The organism is Streptomyces sp. NWU339, assembly GCF_003143855.1.
In the GTDB taxonomy this organism is placed as follows: domain Bacteria; phylum Actinomycetota; class Actinomycetes; order Streptomycetales; family Streptomycetaceae; genus Streptomyces.
Genome location: NZ_QFRK01000006.1, coordinates 35,993 through 55,473, shown reverse-complemented (window position 1 = coordinate 55,473; position 19,481 = coordinate 35,993). Strand labels below are relative to the sequence as shown.

Annotated in this window: 17 protein-coding genes, 1 pseudogene and 1 riboswitch; of the genes and pseudogenes, 8 read left to right on the top strand and 10 right to left on the bottom strand. The window is 73.1% G+C overall.

The window, feature by feature from the left end; translation table 11 throughout:
• The first annotated feature begins 125 nt into the window (after nt 1-125).
• Nucleotides 126-242: riboswitch (SAM riboswitch) on the top strand.
• A 203-nt stretch (nt 243-445) separates the two neighbouring features.
• Nucleotides 446-1,921, top strand: coding sequence for an aminotransferase class V-fold PLP-dependent enzyme (locus tag DIZ27_RS09595; protein WP_109377916.1), 1,476 nt, complete (start codon nt 446-448; stop codon nt 1,919-1,921).
• On the opposite strand, the pseudogene DIZ27_RS09590 reads toward DIZ27_RS09595, so the two are convergent.
• The 4 genes and pseudogenes from DIZ27_RS09590 to DIZ27_RS09575 all read right to left on the bottom strand — a co-directional run.
• A pseudogene (locus tag DIZ27_RS09590) lies at nt 1,876-2,544 on the bottom strand (glycerate kinase); the annotation flags it as partial. The gene DIZ27_RS09595 and the pseudogene DIZ27_RS09590 sit on opposite strands and share 46 nt — an antisense overlap.
• A gap of 85 nt (nt 2,545-2,629) precedes the next feature.
• Complete coding sequence (locus DIZ27_RS09585) at nt 2,630-2,896, bottom strand: small secreted hydrophilic protein (protein ID WP_109377915.1); 267 nt, start codon at nt 2,894-2,896, stop codon at nt 2,630-2,632.
• Between the two features lie 91 nt (nt 2,897-2,987).
• Entirely contained in the window at nt 2,988-3,269 is a 282-nt protein-coding gene (locus DIZ27_RS09580) for an Lrp/AsnC family transcriptional regulator (RefSeq protein ID WP_109377914.1), read from the bottom strand.
• Nucleotides 3,266-4,000 carry a rhomboid family intramembrane serine protease gene (locus tag DIZ27_RS09575; protein WP_109378092.1) on the bottom strand — a complete coding sequence of 245 codons (735 nt, stop codon included), beginning with the start codon at nt 3,998-4,000 and terminating at the stop codon, nt 3,266-3,268. Before DIZ27_RS09575 ends, DIZ27_RS09580 begins: the two co-directional genes overlap by 4 nt.
• Nucleotides 4,001-4,157: 157 nt before the next feature.
• On the opposite strand from DIZ27_RS09575, the gene DIZ27_RS09570 reads away from it, so the two are divergent.
• The 5 genes from DIZ27_RS09570 to DIZ27_RS09550 all read left to right on the top strand — a co-directional run bounded on the left by DIZ27_RS09570 (nt 4,158) and on the right by DIZ27_RS09550 (nt 9,718).
• A complete protein-coding gene (locus tag DIZ27_RS09570; protein ID WP_109377913.1) occupies nt 4,158-4,397 on the top strand; it encodes a hypothetical protein in 240 nt (79 codons plus the stop codon).
• Between the two features lie 65 nt (nt 4,398-4,462).
• Nucleotides 4,463-5,812, top strand: a complete 1,350-nt coding sequence (locus DIZ27_RS09565; RefSeq protein ID WP_109377912.1) for an NYN domain-containing protein — start codon at nt 4,463-4,465, stop codon at nt 5,810-5,812.
• A 351-nt stretch (nt 5,813-6,163) separates the two neighbouring features.
• On the top strand, nt 6,164-7,231 hold the full coding sequence (locus DIZ27_RS09560; RefSeq protein WP_109378091.1) for a C40 family peptidase: 1,068 nt from the start codon (nt 6,164-6,166) through the stop codon (nt 7,229-7,231).
• 246 nt (nt 7,232-7,477) lie between these two features.
• Nucleotides 7,478-8,494, top strand: a complete 1,017-nt coding sequence (locus DIZ27_RS09555; protein WP_109377911.1) for an NlpC/P60 family protein — start codon at nt 7,478-7,480, stop codon at nt 8,492-8,494.
• A 33-nt stretch (nt 8,495-8,527) separates the two neighbouring features.
• Nucleotides 8,528-9,718 carry a hypothetical protein gene (locus DIZ27_RS09550; RefSeq protein WP_181383460.1) on the top strand — a complete coding sequence of 397 codons (1,191 nt, stop codon included), beginning with the start codon at nt 8,528-8,530 and terminating at the stop codon, nt 9,716-9,718.
• Nucleotides 9,719-9,752: 34 nt separating this feature from the next.
• Here the strand turns inward: DIZ27_RS09550 and DIZ27_RS09545 are convergent, their stop codons facing one another.
• Nucleotides 9,753-10,982 (bottom strand): glycosyltransferase 87 family protein, encoded by a 1,230-nt coding sequence (locus DIZ27_RS09545; RefSeq protein ID WP_375231949.1) that lies wholly within the window; start codon nt 10,980-10,982, stop codon nt 9,753-9,755.
• A gap of 417 nt (nt 10,983-11,399) precedes the next feature.
• On the opposite strand from DIZ27_RS09545, the gene DIZ27_RS09540 reads away from it, so the two are divergent.
• Nucleotides 11,400-12,542: a glycosyltransferase family 4 protein gene (locus DIZ27_RS09540; protein ID WP_109377909.1), complete on the top strand. Its 1,143-nt coding sequence runs from the start codon at nt 11,400-11,402 to the stop codon at nt 12,540-12,542.
• Nucleotides 12,543-12,714: 172 nt separating this feature from the next.
• Here the strand turns inward: DIZ27_RS09540 and DIZ27_RS09535 are convergent, their stop codons facing one another.
• The 5 genes from DIZ27_RS09535 to DIZ27_RS09515 all read right to left on the bottom strand — a co-directional run bounded on the left by DIZ27_RS09535 (nt 12,715) and on the right by DIZ27_RS09515 (nt 17,226).
• The gene (locus DIZ27_RS09535; protein ID WP_109377908.1) at nt 12,715-13,668 is read right to left on the bottom strand and encodes an ROK family glucokinase; all 954 of its coding nucleotides are present in this window, start codon (nt 13,666-13,668) and stop codon (nt 12,715-12,717) included.
• A 267-nt stretch (nt 13,669-13,935) separates the two neighbouring features.
• A complete protein-coding gene (locus tag DIZ27_RS09530) occupies nt 13,936-14,517 on the bottom strand; it encodes a DUF5304 domain-containing protein (RefSeq protein ID WP_109377907.1) in 582 nt (193 codons plus the stop codon).
• Between the two features lie 57 nt (nt 14,518-14,574).
• Complete coding sequence (locus tag DIZ27_RS09525) at nt 14,575-15,795, bottom strand: ArsA family ATPase (protein ID WP_109377906.1); 1,221 nt, start codon at nt 15,793-15,795, stop codon at nt 14,575-14,577.
• A gap of 57 nt (nt 15,796-15,852) precedes the next feature.
• Entirely contained in the window at nt 15,853-16,332 is a 480-nt protein-coding gene (locus tag DIZ27_RS09520; protein ID WP_109377905.1) for an SRPBCC family protein, read from the bottom strand.
• Nucleotides 16,333-16,470: 138 nt separating this feature from the next.
• Entirely contained in the window at nt 16,471-17,226 is a 756-nt protein-coding gene (locus DIZ27_RS09515; protein ID WP_181383467.1) for a metallophosphoesterase, read from the bottom strand.
• Nucleotides 17,227-17,567: 341 nt separating this feature from the next.
• Here DIZ27_RS09515 and DIZ27_RS09510 point away from each other — a divergent pair, with 341 nt between their 5' ends.
• Complete coding sequence (locus tag DIZ27_RS09510; protein ID WP_109377903.1) at nt 17,568-19,391, top strand: long-chain fatty acid--CoA ligase; 1,824 nt, start codon at nt 17,568-17,570, stop codon at nt 19,389-19,391.
• Nucleotides 19,392-19,481: the final 90 nt, after the last annotated feature.

Sequence of the window (19,481 nt, the reverse complement as noted above, 5' to 3'; positions counted from 1 at the left end):
CGGCGGCCGGCCCCCGTTCGGCCGCCGCCCGGCCGCATCCGACGCGACAGGGGCGCGGTCCGGAACCGTCCAGGATCCGGACCGCGCCTTGCGCGTCGCGGACCGTGTGGCAGGATCTGGGACCAGGTCATGAGTGACAGCCATCAGGCCCCGGCCGGCTGTCCGGCAACCCTCCGTCCGTGGCGGGGTGCCCCGGGTGAGGACCAGGCCGCGAGCAGCAGGGCTCGCGGCAAGCGCGGACCCCTCGCACTCGATCGAGTGGACACACCAGGGGTCCTGGTCGTTCGAGGGAGCCTCCCGGTGAACCAGCGAATGCGCTAGGGCGTTTCTGATGGCCCCGAAGAGGCCGCAGAGCCCCGCCTCCGCACCCCCTTTTTCGCCTCTCCCACGCTCGAGCCGTGCGCGCTCGCGTGGTGATTCCGCCTGCCTCCACGGGAGTTCACCCATGTCCGTCTCCGCCGTCGCCACTGTCCCCGCCGTCTCCGCTGTCAGCCCCGTCCCCGCCCCCGCCGTCGCCGGCGACCGGTTCGGCGGTGCGCTGCTGCCGGTCCTGGGGCGCGACGTCGCCGTCCCGCTCGTCACCGGCGGCGAGATCGGCCACGCCGCGCTCGACTACGCCGCCAGCGCCCCCGCACTCCAGCGTGTGTGGGACGACGTGGCCGCGTACGCGCCGTACTACGGCAGCGTCCACCGGGGCGCGGGACATCTCTCCCGGCTCTCCACCGACCTCTTCGAGAACGCCCGCCGGACCGTCGCCGAGTTCCTCGACTGCCGCATCGAGGACAGCCCGGGCGAAGCCCGGTCCGGCAAGGGCGGTGGTGGGCGACGGGAGGGCGACCAGGTGGTCTTCACCCGGTCCACCACCGACTCGCTCAATCTGCTCGCCGCCGCCCTCCCGGACGACTGCCAGGTCTTCGTCTTCGAGACCGAGCACCACGCCTCGCTGCTGCCCTGGCGCGGCGGTTCCCGCGTCACCCTCCTCGACGCCCCGGACAGCCCGGAGCAGGCCGTGCGGTCCCTGGAGCACGCCCTCGCCGGCCGTGAGCCCCACGGCCCGGCCCTGGTCTGCGTCACCGGTGCCTCCAACGTCACCGGCGAGCTGTGGCCCGTACGGGAGCTGGCCGCCGCCGCCCACGCGCACGGCGCCCGGATCGTCCTGGACGCCGCCCAGCTCGCCCCGCACCGCGCGGTGAGCGTGCGTGACCTGGACGTCGACTGGGTGGCCTTCTCCGGGCACAAGCTGTACGCGCCGTTCGGCTCCGGTGTCCTGGCCGGCCGCGCCGACTGGCTGCGCCAGGCCGAGCCCTACCTCGCGGGTGGCGGCGCCAGCCGCACCGTCACCCGGCGCGAGGACGGTGCGCTGGAGGTCCGGTGGCACGACGGCGCGGCCCGGCACGAGGCGGGCTCGCCCAACGTCATCGGAGCCCACGCCATCGCCTCGGCCTGCGAGGCGCTCCGTGAGGCCGGGTTCGACGCGCTGGCCGCCCGCGAGGAGCGGCTGATCCGTACGGTACGGGACGGGCTCGCGGACGTGCCCGAGGTGCGGTTCCTGTCCCTGTTCGGGGACGACGCGCCGCGCGTCGGAGTGCTCTCCTTCGTCGTCGACGGCTGGAACAGCTCCCACTTCGCCGCGGCCCTGTCCGCCGAGTACGGCATCGGCGTACGGGACGGGCTGTTCTGCGCCCACCCGCTGCTGCGCGCCCTGCTCGGCGGTGACCAGCGGACCCCGGGCGAGTGCGGTGCCCCCGGGGCGGCGTCCGGCGAGAGGCCCCTCGACGCGATCCGCGTCAGCTTCGGCGCGGGGACACCGGACGAACACGTGGAGCGCTTCGTCCGCGCCGTCAGGGAGCTCGTGCGGGACGGCGCCCGGTGGAGCTACCGCACGGTCGACGGCCGCTGCGTACCGGACACGTCCGCCTGAGCCGGGCCGCCCGGGGCGGCAGCGGGCCGGAGCCCGGCGGAGGCGGGGCCGGGCAGGCGGGTGCCCAGGACGATCATGCGCAGGGCGCGTTCCGTGGCGTCGGTGAGGAGTTCGGCGCCGCGGGCCAGCGCCTCGCCGAGCGTCCCGGCCAGGGCGAGCACCGGCCGCCCGTACAGCTTGGCGCGGCGGGCCACCTCCGCCGGCACCTTCCCGCGCGGTGTCTGGTGGTCCAGGGCGCCCTCGGCGGTGACGACCAGGTCGGCGCGGGCCAGGCGGGCGTCCAGGTCGAGATGGTGCAGCAGGACGTCGAAGCGGGGCAGCAGCCGGGCGCCGAGCGCGGCGAGCCCCGCGCCGAGCCCGCCGGAGGCACCCGTGCCGGGACCCCGGCGCAGATCGGTGCCGGGGTCGGCGAGGTCCCGGGTGAGGACGCGCGCCCAGGTGTCCAGTCCCGCCGACAACTCCTCGACCTGCGCGGGTGTCGCCCCCTTCTGCGGCCCGAACACCCGGGCCACGCCACGCTCCCCGCACAGCACGTTGAACGGGTTGCAGGCGACGAGCAGTTCGACCCGGTGGCCGACGTCGCGCAGCAGGAACGAGCGGGTGGTCGTCGCCACGGAGGCGAGCGCGACCGTCATCACGAACAGCAGCCGGAGCAGGATGCGGACCCGGGCGGAGATCCGCCGGGGCGGCCGGTCAGCCGTCGTCCGGTCAGTCGTCGTCCGGTCCGTCGTCGGCATCGTCGTCACTCGCAGGGCTGTCGGTCACCGAGGGCCGGTCCACGACCTCGTCGCTCGGTGTCGGCCCGGGCCGCGCGGACAGGTCCGTGGCCGTCGGTGAGGCGGAGCTGTCCAACTCGACCTGCGACGGGACCTCGGGCTGTGCGGGGCTGTCGGAGAGCGCGAAACTGGTCGCGGCGACACCCGGCGGGATCAGTACGACGGCTGCCAGGGCCGCCATCCGGCGTGTGAAAAGCATGGACCCGATCCTGCGCGGCCGACCGGACGGCGTGGATGAGCCGGAGATGAGGAACTCTTCATCTCCGGCGCGTCCGGCCGCGGTGGCCGCCTCAGCTGTCCAGACCGATCGCGAACGCGGCCTCCAGGTCGTGCTGCGAGTACGCGCGGAACGCCACGTGCGTGTCGGTCCCCTCCACGCCCGGGATCTTGCTGATCCGGCCCGGGATGACCTCCGCCAGGTCCTCGTGCTGCCTGACCCGCACGATGGCGATCAGGTCGTAGGTGCCGGTGACGGAGAAGACCTCGCTGACGCTGTCCAGCGCGGCGATCTGCTCCGCGATCTCGGGGATCCGGTCCACGCTGGTCTTGATGAGGACGATCGCGGTGATCACGGCTGGTTCTCTCCCTCGGGGGCCGGAGCTGGGGCGGCTCTCACTGTAGTCGCCCCTTGGAAACGCGCCCACGCGCAGCAGAAGCCCAGCCCGAAGCCCACCAGGTGCGCCAGATACGCCACCCCGGGACCGTCGGAGGCGGGCATCGCCGCCAGACACTGCGACACCGCCCAGAACGGCAGCACGACCCACGCCGGGAAGCGCACCGGCAGGAAGAACAGGAACGGCAGCAGACTGGTCACCCGCGCCCGGGGGAACAGGAGGAGAAACGCGCCGAGGACCGCCGAGATCGCTCCCGAGGCCCCCACCACGGGCTGCTCGGAGTCCATGTGGACGGCGGCGTACCCGAGCAGGGCCAGGTAGCCGCAGCCGACGTAGAACAGGAGGAACTGCAGGCGGCCCATCCGTGCCTCGGCCATCGTCCCGAAGACATGGAGGAAGAGCATGTTGCCGAGCAGATGCACCCAGCCGCCGTGGACGAACAGGGCCGTGGCGGGGGTGAGGGCGGCGCCGGGGGAGCCCTCGAACAGTTCTGCGGGGATCACGCCCCAGCGGCGGAAGTAGCTCCGCTGCGCGGCCGGCAGCTCCTCCCCGGACCCGTACGCCGGATCGAGCCCCGAGGCCGGCCCCATGAGGAAGACCGCGCAGCACAGAACGATGAAGGTGTGGGTCACCGGTGCCGACGGGCGCCTCAGCGCTCTGGCGGCCGACGTCCCCCAGTCACGGATCATGAACACAGAGCATGACGTAAGGGGATGCAACCGTACAGACCGCCTCGCCGCCGTGGACGGGCGGGCGGCGAGGACCCGCCAGGCCGTAGGGTTACGTGCCACACGTGCCGGGGTGCCCGGCACGTCACGGACACTGGAAGAAAGGCGAAGAGCCACGATGACGGTCCCCCAGCCGACTGCCTCGACACGGTGGCGCTGCACCCTCTGCGGCAACCTCACCCGGTTCGACGTGACCCGCTCGTCCAAGGTCGTCGAGTACGTCCACCTCGACCTGGCGGGGGAGCCGAAGGTCGAGGAGCGCGAGGTCCTCGGTGAGACGATCGAGTCGGTGCGGTGCCGCTGGTGCAACGCCGTGGACCAGGTGGAACTCGTCGACAGGCCGGGTGCCGGCTCCTGAGTGGAGCGGGCCCCGCTCAGGAGACCCCGTACGCGGGGTCGCGCACAGGCATTGGGGTGTGACGGATGGTGGAGACCGCGGGCGGGAGGCCGGAGGACGGCGCCGCTGAGGTGCTCGACCGTCCGCTGCCCGACGGCGTGCGCCGCCGGGTCGTCCAGATCGTCTCCGACGGCTTCGGCGGACTGACGGTCACCGAGCTGCCCGCCCAGCTCAGGCAGTACGCCCGGTTCACCCCGAACCGCCGCGCCAAGTTCGCCGGCAACGCCATGGCCGCCGCGCTGGAGAGCGAACCGCTGTTCCGCCAGCGCATCGCGGAGCGGCTGAAAGAGGCCCAGCCGGAACTGTCCGGCGCCCTCGAGTCGGGCTCCCCGCCCCCGGCCGCCGATCCGCTGGACGTGGCGGCCGCGGCCTACGTCATGCGGCCGCCCGGCTGGGTGAAGCTGGTGACCGCCGCGGGCGAGGAGGCCCAGCGGGCCGACGCCGAGCGCGCCGACGAGGAGAACCGGGCCGAGGTGGAGCGGCTGCGCGCCGAACTCGCCCGCGCCCGCGAGCACGCCAGGTCCGAGACCGAGCGGCTGCGCGACGACCTGGACTCGGCCAGGAAAGAAGCGGACTCCCTGCACCGCAAGCTGCGGTCCGCGCTCAGTGACGTCAAGCGCGGCGCGGCCGCGCTGCGCAAGCTGCAGGGGGAGATGGACGCCGTCCGCGCCGACGGGCAGGCACAGGTGTCCGCCGCCGAGAGCGAGAGCCGGCGGCTCAAGGCGCGCCTCGGCGAGTCGGAGGCCGCCCTGGAGGCCGCCCGCCGGGCCGCCCGGGAGAGCCGCAGCGTCGAGGACATGCGGGTGCGGCTGCTCCTGGACACCGTACTGGACGCCGCCCAGGGGCTCCGGCGCGAGCTCGCGCTGCCCCCCGTGTCCGTCCGGCCCGCCGAGACCGTGGACGCCGTCGAGCCGGGGCGCATGTCCCCCAAGGACATCGCGGCCCGCGCGCTGTCCGAGGACGACCCGGCCGTCCTCGACCAGCTGCTGGCGCTGCCGCAGGCGCATCTCGTCGTCGACGGCTACAACGTCACCAAGACCGGCTATCCCCAGATGCCGCTGGAGAAGCAGCGCCTGCGGGTGCTCGGCCAGCTCGCCCAGCTCGCCGCGCAGACCGGCGCCGAGGTGACCTGCGTCTTCGACGGGGCCGAACTGGCCGCTCCCGTGCTGCTGGCGCCGCCGCGTGGGGTGCGGGTGCTGTTTTCCAAGCCCGGTGTCACCGCCGACGAGCTGATCCGCCAGCTGGTCCGGGCCGAGCCGCCGGGGCGGCCGGTCATCGTCGTCTCCACCGACCGCGAGGTCGCCGACGGAGTCGCCCGCGCGGGTGCCCGCCCGGTCGCGTCGGCGGTCCTGCTGAAGCGCTTCTCCCGGGCGTAGGGCGCAGAGCACGGGACGCAGGGCGCAGAACGCGAAGTCCGGTGGCGGCGGCGGTGCGGTACGTCCCATCCAGAACGTAAGCCCCAACCGCAACGTACCTGCCGATTGACCGAATTGGCGCGGTATTCACGCAACGTAGCGTCAGGCCGATATCACTGCACGTGAGTTGAGGGCAGAGAAACGCACTGTGACATAGATTTTGTGCCCGAGGATTTGAACTGATCACAAGAGAATCACTAGGGTCAGGCCTCGAACCTCCGCTCGGGTGATCGTTCACATGGGGTGGCGACGGCGGAGGTCCCGCCCGCCGGCGTGTCGGTAGGCGGCTGGAGGAAGAAGGAGCTCGCCTCCGTGGCGTCCCACCGTCGTCCCAAGCAGCCGAACCGGGCACGTGTCACTGTGCTCACCACCGCTGCCGCAGCTGCCGTCGTCCTGAGCTCGCAGGCCGCCAACGCGGCCCCCAGCGAGAAGCCGAGCAAGGACGAGGTGAAGGCCAAGGTCGACAAGCTCTACCAGCAGGCGGAGCAGGCCACCGAGAAGTACAACGGCGCCAAGGAGAAGCAGGAGAAGCTCCAGAAGGAGATCTCCACCATCCAGGACAACGTCGCCAAGGGCCAGCAGGAGCTCAACGAGCTGCGCGACGGCCTCGGTTCGATGGCCAGCGCCCAGTACCGCAGCGGCGGCCTGGACCCCTCGCTCCAGCTCTTCCTCTCCGCCGACCCGGACGACTACCTCGACAAGGCGTCCGCCCTCGACCAGCTCAGCGCCCAGCAGGTCGACGCGCTGAAGAAGATCCAGGAGAAGCAGCGCGAGCTCGCCCAGCAGCGCTCCGAGGCCTCCGGCAAGCTCGAGGACCTCGACTCCACCCGCACCGAACTGGGCAAGAAGAAGAAGGAAGTCCAGGGCAAGCTGGGCGCCGCGCAGAAGCTGCTCAACAGCCTGACCGCGGAGGAGAAGGCGCAGCTCGCCGAGGAGGAGGCCCGCGCCACCCGCGCCAGCGAGCGGGAGGTCCTCAAGGCTTCCGACGCCGGCACCGGCACCTCCGCCCCGGTCTCGAGCGGCTCCGGCCGCGCCGGCGCCGCCTTCGCCGCCGCCCAGAGCAAGCTCGGCACCCCTTACGTCTACGGCGCCACCGGCCCGTCCTCCTTCGACTGCTCGGGCCTCACCTCCTGGGCGTACGCCCAGGCCGGCGTCGGCCTCCCGCGCACCTCCGAGGCGCAGACCGGCGCGGGCACCAGGATCTACTCGGCCAGCCAGCTCCAGGTCGGCGACCTGGTCTTCTTCTTCAACGACCTGCACCACGTCGGTCTTTACGCGGGCAACGGCCAGATCATCCACGCCCCGCGCAGCGGCACCGTCGTCCGCTACGAGTCGATGAACACCATCGGCGGCCCGTTCATGTTCGGCGTCCGCGTCTAGGAGCGGTCGGACCACAGGGTTCGTCGGAGCCCCTACTCCTGTCGGCCTCCTGTCGGCCGCGGCGGGGTCGCGTGCCTCCGTTCGGGGGAATCGTGGCCCGCCGTCCGACCCCACGCCCCGCCTGTGACCTGCGGTCAGAGGCGGGGCGTCACCGTGTGTGGCCACCCGGGTCGTTGGTCGGCCGCCCGCCCCGGGGTTACTGTCTGCCGCGTTTCCCTGTCCGTCAACGGAAGGAGCGCGGTCCCCGTGGGGTCCCATCGACGCCTTGCACCCTCCCCCGGTCTCGACCGGGGCACCACCGTCGCCTTAGGTCTCCTGTCCGCGGCGGCAGCCGCCCTGGGCGCCGTACCGGCGACGGCCGCCCCGCACGACGACCCGACGGCCGACGTGGACCGCCTCTACGAGGAGGCCGAGCGGGCGACCGAGGCGTACAACGAGGCCGACTCCCGCGCGAACGCCCTGCGGGGGCGGATCAACACCGTCCAGGACGAGATCGCCCGGCAGCAGGAGCGTGTCAACACCCTGCGGCAGTCGCTCGGTTCGCTGGCCGGCGCGCAGTACCGCTCCGGCGGGCTCGACCCCTCCCTCACCCTGCTCCTCTCCGACGACCCGGAGGAGTACCTCGAACGGGCCTCGGTGCTCGACCGGCTCACCGCCCGCCAGGCCGGCCGGCTGAAGGAACTCCAGAAGGCCGGGCGCTCCCTGGACCAGAACCGCGCGAAGGCCTCCCGCAAGCTGGAAGAGCTGGAGCGGAGCCGCAAGGCGGCCGCCGCCCACAAGAAGACCGTGGAGCGCAAACTCGCCGAGGCCCGGCGGCTGCTCGACGCGCTCCCCGACGCCGAACGCGCCGCCTACGAGCGGGCCGCCCGCTCCGGCCGCGCGGGCCTGCCCGGCCCGGTCGGCGTCGCGGCCGCCTCCGGCCGCGCGGCCGCCGCCGTCGCCGCCGCCCGCTCCGCCCTCGGCTCGCCCTACGTCTGGGGCGCCAACGGGCCCTCCGGATTCGACTGTTCCGGCCTGATGCAATGGTCGTACGCGCAGGCCGGGGTGGCCCTGCCGCGCACCTCGCAGGCCCAGCGGCACGCCGGCCGGCAGGTCCCGCTCTCCCAGGCCCGGCCCGGCGACCTGGTGCTCTACCGGTCCGACGCCAGCCATGTCGGGATGTACGCGGGCAACGGTCAGGTGATCCACGCGCCCCACCCCGGCGCCCCCGTGCGCTACGACCCGGTCGGGATGATGCCGGTCTCGTCCGTCACCAGGCTCTGACCGGAGCGGCCCGGCGCCCGTACCCTCACAAGGGTGGCTGGTCGAAGGCGGGTGTCGGGTGTGCCGGTGATGGCGCTGTGTCTGCTGCTCGTCTCCCTGGTCGGCTGCGGCGACCGGCCGGCCGTCGACGGCGCACACGCCGAGGTGCAGGCACTGCTCGACCGGCGGGCCGGGGCCGTCCTCGGCCACGACGCCGCCGCCTACGCCCGCACCGGCACCCGGGCCGGGTACGACAGCCTGCGGGAGGTGCCGCTGGCCGACTGGACCTACCGCGTGACCGCGGTGCGCCGCACGGGCGGCACCGCCACCGTCGACGCCGACCTCGGCTACCGCGTCGCGGGCTACGACCGGGCCCCGGTCACCACCGCCCGCACCCTGCGCCTGACCCGGCACGACGACGGCCGGTGGTCCGTCGACTCCGACCGGCCGGCCGGGAAGGCCGGCCGGCAGCTGTGGGACCAGGGCGCGGTGCGTGCCGTGCACGGGGAGCGGAGCCTGGTGCTCGGTGTCGGACAGCCCGAGGGGAAACTGCGCGACTACGCCGAACTGGCCGACCGCGCGGTGCCGTCGGTGTCGGACGCGTGGGGCCCGCGGTGGGAACGGCGCGTCGTCGTCCTGGTCCCGGGCTCCCTGGAGGAGATGGCGGGGCTGCTGGGCTCGCCCGCCTCCTCCTATCGGGGGATCGCGGCCGTCACCACCGGCGAGACCGGTGCCGGCGCGAAATCACCCGCGGACCGGGTCATCGTCAACCCGGACGCCTTCGGAATGCTCGGCGACTCGGGCCGGCAGGTCGTGGTCACCCACGAGACCACCCACGTCGCCACCCGCGCCCACACCACCGCCTCGACCCCGCTGTGGCTGTCCGAGGGCTTCGCCGACTGGGTCGGCTACCGGGGCGGCGACCGCCTCCCGGCCGACGCGGCACCGGAACTCGCCCGTGCGGTGAGGCACGGAGAGGTGCCCTCCGGGCTGCCGGACGACGACGACTTCGGCTTCTCCGGCGACGCCGACGGCCTCGCCCGCGCCTACGAGAGCGGCTGGATGGCCTGCCGCCTCATCGCGGAGCGCTGGGGCGAGGAACGCCTCGGCGCGTTCTATCGCGCCGTGGGCGCGCACGCGCGGCGGGACGGCGCGGTCGAGGACGCGATGCACCGAGTCCTCGGCACCACACCGGAGGCCTTCACCTTCGCCTGGCAGGACTACCTGCGCGAGCAACTCGACTGACCCGGCCCGGACGTTCGCCGCACCGGGAGACGGGTCAGGAGGAGACCGGTGTTCTCGTGGTGCTTCGGGGGTGGGGAGCGGGAGCCGCGGGCGGGAGCCCTCGGGGGACCGTCGCGCGCCACAGGGTGCGGGCGGCGAGGAAGGTGGCGGCCACCAGCAGGCCGTTGCGGAGGAACAGCAGGGCGATGCCGAGCGGGTCACTGGCCACGACGTGCGCGAACCACAGCGGGAACTCCAGCACCGTCACGAACGACGCGACCAGCACCAGGGCCACCGGCAGCCGCATCCGGCTCCCACGGTGGCACAGGCAGACCGCGGCGAGCCCGACCAGCCACACCATGTACTGCGGGCTGATCACCCGGCTGGTGGTGGTGAACATCAGCACGGCCACGAACGCGGCGTCGGCGAGGGTGTGCGGCTCGAAGCGGGTGGCCAGCAGCCGCCACAGCAGCAGCCAGGCCAGGGCCGCCCCGGTCAGCACCATGGCGCCCGTGCTCACCCAGGTCACATACGGGCCGAGGAACTCCACCGAGCCGTAGTTGAGCAGCACCTGGCCGTCCCAGCCGTGGTGCCGGGCGACATGGAGGACCAGCGCGCCCAGCGACTCCACCTCCGTGCCCCGGTCGCGCTGAAAGCCCAGGAACGCGAACGCGCCCGGCATGAACACCGCGAACACGCCCGCCACCGCGACACCGGTCACCACGGCCGACACCCACGCGGAACGCCGGCGGACACCGAGCAGCAGCATCGCCGGCCACACCTTCAGCAACGCGCCGAAGGCCGCCAGCGCCCCCAGCAGCCGGGGACGCCGGGCACCGGCCAGCAGCGCGGCCACCGCCACCGCGGTCACCATCACGTCGTAGCGGGCGTACACCGTCGGCCCGAGCAGCGGCACGCCCGCCACCCACACCCAGGCGCCGCGACGGCTTCGGCCCGGCCGCCCGCCCGCGTACAGCAGCAGTGCCAGGGTGGCCAGGTCGGCGAGGAACACCAGGACGAAGAACGCCGTGGCGTACTCCAGGAACGGCAGCAGACCGGGGGAGAGGATCGCCAGCGCCGCCGCGGGCGGGTACTGCCAGGTCACGTCGTCCAGCGGGAACGTTCCGGTGCGCAGGACGTCGTACCAGCCCCGGTAGATCCCGGACACGTCGCTGGTGACGTCCGGGCCGGGGAAGACGGCCACCTTCAGGACCCACAACAGCAGGACGGTCCTCGTCAGCCCCCAGAGTGCGAGCAGCCGAGCAGGGGACCCGCGCGAGCCCATCGTGTTCACGTGATCTCCTTCGAGGACGCCCAGGCCTTCAGGCCGGGGTGGGGGTATGTGACCGGGTAGAGTGCCTGCCGTGCGGTGCGAGAACCAAGCGCGCACACCGTGCCGATCGAGAGCCAGGACGGTACACCCGAGCTTCGCCCGACAAACCGGGCAGGTTCCGTCCCGGCTGGTGTTGAGGGAGCAGGACCTTGCAGGTCGCCGGCCTGTGGGGCTTCCTGAGCCAGGAATCCCCCGCTTGAGCTGGGGGAGGGTTCAAGTGATTCCTGCCCGTCCGTGTGCGGTCCTGAGGGGCCATGATGTCGCGGACCCCGGTGAGCGTGCCACAGCGGCCCGCCGGGAACCGGCGCCGAATCAGCCCTCCCGGCCGGTTCGGTGCCCGGTCCCGGCGGTTCGGTAGGGTCGGCGACGATGCACAAGACCCTGATCGTGACCAACGACTTCCCGCCCCGGCCCGGTGGCATCCAGGCATTCCTGCACAACATGGCGCTGCGGCTCGACCCCGAGCGCCTCGTCGTCCACGCCTCCACCTGGAAGCGTTCCCGGGAGGGCGTCGAGGCTACAGCCGCCTTCGACGCCGAGCAGCCCTTCACCGTCGTACGCGCCCGTACGCCGATGCTGCTGCCGACCCCGCAGGCGACCCGGCAGGCCGTCGCCCTGCTGCGCGAACACGGGTGCACCTCGGTGTGGTTCGGGGCGGCGGCGCCGCTCGGACTGATGGCACCGGCGCTGCGCCGGGCGGGCGCCGAGCGGATCGTGGCCACCACCCACGGCCACGAGGCGGGCTGGGCCCAGCTCCCCGCCGCCCGGCAACTGCTGCGCCGGATCGGCGAGTCCACGGACACGATCACCTACCTCGGCGAGTACACGCGCTCGCGGATCGCGGGGGCGCTCACGCCCGGCGCGGCCTCGCGGATGGTGCGGCTTCCGCCCGGGGTCGACGAGAAGACCTTCCACCCCGGCTCCGGCGGCGACGAGGTCCGGGCCCGGCTCGGCCTGACCGACCGCCCGGTGGTCGTCTGCGTCTCCCGGCTGGTGCCGCGCAAGGGGCAGGACACGCTGATCCGCGCCATGCCCGCGATCCTGGCCGCGGAGCCGGACGCCGTACTGCTGATCGTCGGCGGCGGGCCCTACGAGAAGGACCTGCGCCGGCTCGCCCAGGACACCGGGGTGGCCGGCTCCGTCCGCTTCACCGGCGCCGTGCCCTGGTCCGAGCTGCCCGCCCACTACGGCGCCGGGGACGTCTTCGCGATGCCCTGCCGCACCCGGCGCGGCGGACTGGACGTGGAGGGGCTCGGCATCGTCTACCTGGAGGCCTCCGCGACCGGCCTGCCCGTCGTAGCCGGTGACTCGGGCGGCGCCCCCGACGCGGTCCTCGACGGCGAGACCGGCTGGGTCGTCCGGGGCGACACCCCCGCCGAGTCCGCCGACCGCATCATCACCCTCCTCGCCGACGAGGAACTCCGCCGCAGGATGGGCGAGCGGGGCCGGGCCTGGGTCGAGGAGAAATGGCGCTGGGACCTCCTGGCCGAATCCCTGAAGACCTTGCTCTGACGCGCTCCGCGACCTCCTGAGGGGCAGGACGCCGGCAGCCGTGCCCCCTCCCACCGGCCGCCCGGTGCGGGGAAGCGTGCGGATGTCTCCGTATCGGGCGCCCCTGGGACAGCGGCGCCCGCCGTGCTCCCCGGAGGGAACGGGCGGGCGCCGTCGGGTGGGTGAGGAGGTGTCACATGATGGGGTCGGGCTGGCGGGCCAGGTCGGCTGCGCCCACCAGGCCGGCCTTGTTGCCGAGTTCGGCGGCGCGGACCTCGGCCACCGGGCGCCAGTTGCCGCCGACCAGCCAGCGCTTGTAGGACTTGCGGATCGGGTCGAGGACCAGCTCGCCCTCCTCGGAGAGACCGCCGCCGACGATGAACGCGGACGGGTCGAAGAGAGAGGCCAGGTCCGCGAGGCCCGCGCCGACCCAGCGGGCCAGCTCGCGGTAGGAGTCGACGGCCACCGGGTCGCCCTGGCGGGCGGCCATGGAGACGTGCTTGCCCTCGATGCCCTCGGGGGTGCCGTCGCCCAGGGAGAGCAGCGTCTCCGCGTTCTCGGGGGTCGCGTTGGCGCGCTGGGTGGCGTACCGGACGAGGGCGCGGCCGGAGGCGTACTGCTCCCAGCAGCCCTGCGAGCCGCAGCCGCACAGCAGGCCGTCCGGCACCATCCGGATGTGCCCGAACTCGGCGGCCACACCGAAGTGGCCCCGGCGCAGCTTGTTGCCGATGATGACGCCGCCGCCCAGGCCGGTGCCGAGCGTGATGCAGATGACGTTGCGGTGGCCCTTGCCGGCACCGAACTTGTACTCGCCCCAGGCCGCGGCGTTGGCGTCGTTCTCCACGACGACGGGAAGACCCGTGCGGGCCTCGACCTTCTCCTTGAGCGGCTCGTTGCGCCAGTAGATGTTGGGGGCGAAGTACACCGTCGAGCGCTGGCGGTTGACGTATCCGGCCGCACCGATGCCCACGCCGACGATCTCGTGACCCGCGCGTGCTCCCTCCACCGCGGAGGCGATGGCGTCCACGATGCCGTCGGGCGTGCCCGGGGTCGGCACCTTGTGGACCGAGAGGATGTTGCCTTCCTCGTCGACCACGCCGGCCGCGATCTTGGTGCCGCCGATGTCGACGCCGATGGTGAGTCCCATGAATCCCTCAGTTCCGGTCGAGCCCCGCTACCGCCCACGGTACCCGAGGCCCTGCCACCGGGTTCCCGGCACCGGCGGGACCGCTCACCGGCTTAGAGCTTCGAACGAAATGGGCGCCCGGCTCGCGGCGCCTGGCACGCACGCTCGCCGCGTTGCCGGAAGGCCCTAGTAGCTCCTCCCCCACTCTCGGCTCCGCTCGAGCGGGGGGACCCCCATGACGCCGCGAGCTGATCGGACTCCCATTTCGTTCGGAGCTCTTAGGCGCTCTCAGTCCAGGTCGATGCGTTCCCCGCCGGTGCCCGGCTCGTCGCCCCGGTCCCGGCCCGGGTCGCCCTTGCCGCCCTCGTCCCGGGCCTCGTCGGGGTTCCAGGCGCGGGTGTCCCGGGTCGTCCAGCGGCGTTCCTGGTCCTGGACCGCGGAGCGGTAGGCGGCGAGCAGTTCGTTGCCCGCGGCGGCGAGGTGGTCGAAGACGTCCGGGTTGCGTTCGACGACCGGTTCCACGACCGCCCTGGCCTGCTGGACGACCTGGCGCACCACCTGCTGCGCGGACGGTCCGGCGGCCGCGCCGAACAGGGGGGCCTGGAGGCCTCCGGTGAGCTGGTCGAACTTCTCGGCGACCGCGTCGACGAGCTTGCGCAGTTCCTCGGCCGCCGAGCCGGGCGGCGGTCCGTACCGGTCGCGGCGGCGGGCCTTCTCCGCCTCGAGGTCCTCGGCGCACGCCGTCGCCCAGGCGTCCGCGTCGAAGGCGGTGCGCGTCTCGTCCACGGCGCGCACGTCGTCCTCCACGGCGCGCGCGTCGTCCACGGGGTCGTCCCCGGCGGCGTCGGGCGGGGGGAGCTGATCGCTCATGACGGACTCCTGACTACGGTGGGCCCTTCCGACGTTACCCGAACGGCCGCTCCGGCTTCACGGGGTGCGCGGCCACAGCCGCGGATCCGGCCGGAACCGGATGCGCAGCTCGCCCTCGCGCAGGGCCGCGCCGTCCACGGTGCAGCGGCGCAGCGCGGAGGGCAGCGGGACGGTCCGCCGGAACGGCCCGGCGGTGACGGTGAGTTCGTCGCCGCGCCGGATCAGGTCCAGTTCCTCGCGCCGGGCGCCGGGCAGGGGGATGTGCCAGACCAGTACGCCGTCGTCGGCGGCGGGGGCGGGGGGCTCCCCGCTCGAGGAGAGCCAGGAGTGGGGAAGACCGGTGACGGGCCACTCGACCCAGGCCTGTGTCCCCTCGACGGCCGGCACGCCGGGCACGGCGAGCGCGGCGAGGTCGTCCGGGCCCCGCGGGTCGCGTCCCAGGTGGGCGACCGGGTGGACGTCGTACGTCCCGCGCCACTCGTCCAGGGTCTTGCGCTGCTGGGCGACCAGGGCGACGAGCCGGCCGTCCTCGACGTCCTCGGGCAGGAGGCGCCCGGCGACCAGCACGTCGGTGCGCAGTCCGCGCAGGGCGAGGCCCAGGCCCGCGGCGCGTACCGCGTCGGCACCGGCCGGTCCGGGTTCGGCGACCAGCCGTACGGCGGTGTCCCGGTCGGCGAGGACGGCCTCGACCGCTGCCAGTTCGGTGTCCCAGCGGGCGGCCGTCTCGTACAGCCACTCCGCGGGCATCGGGACCCCGGCGAGGCGGCCGAGCACGGGGCGCAGGGCGCGGGCGGCCTGGCGTTCCGGCGGGAGCAGGCGGCGCAGGCAGCGGCGGAGCTCCTCGGGGAGGGCGAGGAGGGCGAGGGACTGCGGGGTGGGCGGGAGATCGACGACGAGCAGGTCGTACGCCTGGGACAGCGCCGCGTCCCGCAGGGCGCGCAGCACGGAGAGCTCCTCGGCGCCGGGCAGCGGGCCGAGCTCCTCGGGGTCGAGCCGGGACGCGCCGAGCAGGTCGAGCGCCGTGGCGGCCCGGTCCTGCAGGGCGGCCAGGTCGGCGCGGAAGTCCGCGTCGGCGTCGACCCGCCGGGCGGTGAGCCCCTGCTCGACCTCGACGGGCTCGGCGCCCACGGGTGTCCCCAGGACGGCGCCCAGCGTGTCCACCCGGTCGGTGCCCAGCACCAGGACGCGGGTGCCCCCACGGGCTGCGGCGAGCGCGGTGGCCGCCGCGACGGTGGTACGTCCGTTGCCGCCGGGGCCCGTGATCAGGAGGGTACGCATGAGGGTGAACGGTACCCGGGCCCGTGCCCGGCCGACGCCGTTCCCTCCCGGCCGGTGCTACTCCGCCGTCGGCTTCCCGCCGGACCCGGCGGCCGGCTCCTCACCCGACTCCACCCGCTTCTTCAGTCCCGCCAGGGCCCGGTCGATGATGACCTTCTCGGCCTTGCGCTTGATCATGCCGAGCATCGGGATCTTGACGTCGACGGTGAGCCGGTAGGTGACCTCGGTGGTGCCCGCGCCGGTCGGCGTCAGGAGGTAGGAGCCGTCCAGGGAGCGCAGCATCTGGGACTTCACCAGCGTCCAGGAGACCTCGTGCTCACCGGTCCAGGTGTACGCGAGGGTCTGGTCGTCCTTGATCGCTCCGGCGTCCATGACGAGGCGCACCTGCTCGGCCCGGCCCCGGTCGTCGGACGTGAGGACCTCGGCCTCCTTCACCTCGCCGGTCCAGTCCGGATAGCGGGCGAAGTCGGCGATCACCCCCATGACATCGGCCGGTGCCGCCTCGATCGTGATGCTCGAGCTGGTGTGTTCCGCCATCGCCGTGGCTCCTCCAGGTGCGGGCCGGTAGTTCGGATCGCCGTGCGCGGCCCACGCGCACGCCCGTGCAGCGGAAGGCTATCGCGCACCCGGCGGGCGCCACTCATCCGACCGCGACTCGTCCGACCTGGGACATCCTCACCATTCGAGGGCCCAGGGCCGGCCGCCGGCCGCGAAGTGCCCCACGTTCACGCACTCGGTGGCCCCGATCCGCATGCGCCGGACCAGCGGCTGGTGCACATGCCCGAACAGCGCGTACCGCGGCCTGGTGCGGTGGATGGCGTCCAGCAGGGCCCGGCTGCCGCGCTCGAAGCGGCGCGCCACGGTGTCGTACACCAGCTCCGGGACCTCCGGCGGGATGTGCGTGCACAGCACGTCGACCTCGCCGACGGCCTCGATCTTCGCCGCGTACTCCTCGTCGCTGATCTCGTACGGCGTTCTCATGGGCGTACGCAGTCCGCCGCCGACGAAGCCGAAAATCCGGCCGCCGATTTCCACCCGTTCGCCGTCGAGGACGGTGGTGCCGGGGCCGGCGTACTCCTGCCACAGGGTCGGTATGTCGACATTGCCGTAGGTGGCGTACGTGGGTGCGGGGAAGGCGGCGAACATCTCGGCGTACTGCTTGCGCACCGCCTTCTCGATCGCCCCGGCGCGGTCCTCGCCGATGCCCGCCCACAGCCGGGACTGGAACGCGCGCGCCTCCTCGAAGCGGCGAGCGGTGCGCAGTTCCACGATCCGGTCGGCGTTCTCCACGCCGAACAGGTCGGGGAAGATGCCGCGGGAGTGGTCGGCGTAGTCGAGGAAGAGCACCAGGTCGCCCAGGCAGATCAGGGCGTCCGCGCCCTGGCCGGCGCGGGCCAGGTCACGGGCGTTGCCGTGCACGTCGCTGACCACGTGGACGCGCGTGCGCCGGTCTCCGTCTGGTGTGGAAGCCATGACGATCGAGGGTAGGCGTGTCCGTCCCGTGTGAACAGTGGTGGCCGGACCTGCGGTAACTGGCTCGGTGGGGAGGCAGTGGAATATTGTGCGCGATGGAGCACCCAGCTGTGTGACGCAGCGAACATCTCGCCGGGACCCCCTGTCGTAGCATCCATACCGGCGGGTAACGTCCGGGCAGTCCACTCGTGCTCGGGTTTTCAACAGCTGAATTCTCGAGCACCCGACCGAGCCTTGGACCGCACCGTCGTCGCAGCGCACAACGTCGTGGCGCCGGCGCCCTAAGAGGAGCAGCAGTCTTGCGCGAGTTCAGCCTTCCGGCTTTGTACGAGGTCCCCGCGGACGGCAATCTGACCGACATCGTCCGCAGAAACGCCGCGCAGCACCCCGACGTCGCCGTCATCGCCCGCAAGGTCGACGGCGCGTGGCAGGACGTGACGGCGACCGCCTTCCTCGATGAGGTGCGGGCTGCCGCCAAGGGGCTCATCGCCTCCGGCGTCCGGCCCGGCGACCGGGTGGGGCTGATGTCCCGCACCCGTTACGAGTGGACCCTGCTGGACTTCGCGATCTGGAGCGCCGGCGCGGTCACCGTGCCGGTGTACGAGACCAGTTCGCCGGAGCAGGTGGCCTGGATCCTCAGCGACTCCGGCGCCACCGCCTGTGTGGTGGAGAGCGACGGCCACGCGGCCGCGGTGGAGTCGCTGCGCGACCGACTGCCCGCGCTGAAACACGTGTGGCAGATCGACGGCGCGATCGCGAGCGGTGAACTCGCCGGCGGTGCGATCGCTGAGCTGGGACGGCTCGGTCGGGACGTCACCGACGAGACGGTCGAGGAGCGCAGCTCCGTCGCCAGGGCCGACGACCCGGCGACCATCGTCTACACCTCCGGCACCACCGGCCGCCCCAAGGGCTGCGTGCTCACCCACCGCAGCTTCTTCGCCGAGTGCGGCAACATCGTGGAGCGGCTGCGCCCGCTGTTCCGCACCGGCGAGTGCTCGGTCCTGCTCTTCCTCCCGCTCGCGCACGTCTTCGGCCGGCTGGTGCAGATCGCGCCGATGATGGCGCCGATCAAGCTGGGCTGCGTCCCGGACATCAAGCAGCTCACCGACGAACTGGCCGCGTTCCGGCCGACGTTGATCCTGGGCGTACCGCGGGTCTTCGAGAAGGTCTACAACTCGGCGCGGGCCAAGGCGCAGGCCGACGGCAAGGGCCGGATCTTCGACCAGGCGGCGGACACCGCCATCGCGTACAGCAAGGCGCTGGACACGCCGTCGGGCCCGTCCCTCGGTCTGCGGATCAAGCACAAGGTCTTCGACCGGCTCGTGTACGGCAAGCTGCGCGCGGTGCTCGGCGGGCGCGGCGAGGCCGCCATCTCCGGCGGCGCGCCGCTGGGCGAGCGCCTCGGCCACTTCTTCCGCGGCATCGGCTTCACGGTGCTGGAGGGGTACGGGCTCACCGAGTCCTGCGCGGCCACCACGTTCAACCCCTGGGACCGGCCGAAGATCGGCACGGTCGGACAGCCGCTGCCCGGCTCGGTGGTCCGCATAGCCGACGACGGCGAGGTGCTGCTGCACGGCGAGCACCTGTTCAAGGAGTACTGGAACAACCCGGGCGCGACGGAGGAGGCGCTGGCCGACGGCTGGTTCCACACCGGCGACATCGGCACCCTCGACGAGGACGGGTACCTGAGCATCACCGGGCGCAAGAAGGAGATCCTCGTGACCGCGGGCGGCAAGAACGTGGCGCCGGCCGTGATCGAGGACCGGATCCGCGCGCACGCGCTGGTCGCGGAGTGCATGGTGGTCGGCGACGGGCGGCCGTTCGTGGGCGCGCTGGTCACCGTCGACGAGGAGTTCCTGGTCCGCTGGGCGGCGGAGCACGGCAAGCCGGAGGGGGTCACGGCGGCGTCGCTGAGCGAGGACCCCGATCTGATCGCCGCGATCCAGACGGCGATCGACGACGGGAACGCGGCGGTCTCCAAGGCGGAGTCGGTGCGGAAGTTCCGGGTGCTGCCTGCTCAGTTCACGGAGGAGTCGGGGCATTTGACCCCGTCGTTGAAGCTGAAGCGGAATGTGGTGGCGAAGGACTACGCGCACGAGATCGAGGCGATCTACGCGAAGTAGGCGGTTTTCGCCCCGCTGCTTCCTCCCGTTCTCCCCGCCCCGCGCCCGGGACTCCGTCCCGGGCCTCCGCTCTTCGAACTTCCCCACGCG